1 protein-coding gene is annotated in these 1,508 nt (G+C 74.1%); it reads right to left on the minus strand.

Going from position 1 to position 1,508, the window contains the following annotated elements; translation table 11 throughout:
• Positions 1-264: 264 nt before the first annotated feature.
• Positions 265-1,508: glutamyl-tRNA reductase (locus tag LQV45_RS31735; RefSeq protein ID WP_230011405.1), on the minus strand; the 1,244-nt coding region annotated here is incomplete at its 5' end.

Below are 1,508 nucleotides of genomic sequence, written 5' to 3' on the forward strand. Positions count from 1 at the left end.
GTGCCCGGGGGGAGGGGATTCGGCAGGGGGAGGATGGATGCCGCGGTTTCGGTCCTCCCAAGCCGAAATCTCCTCCGCTGGGCCGGGGTGGGCGGACGCTCGGCCGGTGCGGCTGCGGCGCACGACGCGGTGTACGCGCGGCTGGGGCGCGGATAATGCCCGCGTGGGGAGGAGATTCCGCGGAGGGAGGGGGATGCCGCGGTGTCGGTCCTCCGCTGCCCGGAAGTCCTCCGCGCGCCGGTGCGCCCGGCGCGGCTCCTCGGCTCAGCCCGCGTCGGCGATATCGGCCGCGCGGGCCTCGGGCTCGGAAACTTCGATGCCGAACAGCGCGGACAGCGCCGAGACGTAGTCGTCGCCGCGGCCGGACTCGGCGAGCTCGTGCGCGCGCGTCGTCGGGGTGTGCAGCAGCACGCCGACGAGGTGCCGCAGCGCCTGTTCGGTCTGTCCCCCCTCGTCGCCGCGGGCGCGCACCCGGGCGACCTCGGCGTCGAGCACGCCGAACACGTGAGCGCGCAGGGCGACGACCGCGGGGGTGATGTTCTTGCGCTCGCCGACCGAGGCGAAGCGGCGCGCGGCGTCGCGAACGAGATCGCGCGCGGCATCCGTCGCCTGCAGCTCTTCGAGCGGGGCGTGGAGGCGGATGGTCTCGAGGTCGAGCAGGTCGACGCCGGGCACGGTGGCGACATCGGGGTCGACGTTGCGGGGGAGACCGAGGTCGATCACGAGCCGGCGGCCCGAGTGGTCGACGGGGCAGCCGACGGGAGCGGCGGCGGACTCGGCCGCTGTGCGTCCCGCGGCGAACGTGGCGGCACTGACGACGTGGTGCTCGCTCGTCGTGCACGTGATGACGAGGTCGGCGTGAGCGACGGCGGTGGGGAAGGTCTCGGCCGAGACGGCGCGCAGACCGTGCTTGGCGGCGAACTTCGCGGCGCGCCCCGAGGGGGAGTGGACCGAGATGTCCTCGGCGCCCTGATCGCGGAGTGCGGCCACGGTGGCGGCCGCATAGGCGCCCGTGCCCACGAGCAGAACGCGCTGCGTCGACCAGTCGGCGATGCGGCTGTCGGCGAGCTCGAGGCCGAGGCGCACGAGCGACCGGCCGGCGCGGCCGATCGCGGTGGAGTTCTTGACGCCGCGCTGAGCTTCGGACGCGCGCTGGAACAGCCGCTCCAGCTCCCCCGACGTGGTGCCGAGCTGGCGGGATTCGGTGAGGGCGCGCCGCACCTGACCGGCGATCTCGCCTTCGCCGACGACGACCGACTCGAGCCCGGATGCCACCGAGAAGAGGTGCTCGGCCACATCTCCGCCGCCGATCACGGTGTACGAACCCTCGAGCTCGCTCGCGGGGACGCCCGTGGCCGCCTCGATGGCGCTCAGCGTGGCCTCCACTCCCACCGCGACGGCGGCCGTGACGGGCTCGTCCATGTCGACGTAGGCCTCGAAGCGGTTGCAGGTGGCCACGACGACCGCTCCCTGCACGCACTCGTCGTGCGCGGCGATCAGGGGGGCGA

Source organism: Microbacterium sp. Bi128 (assembly GCF_918698205.1).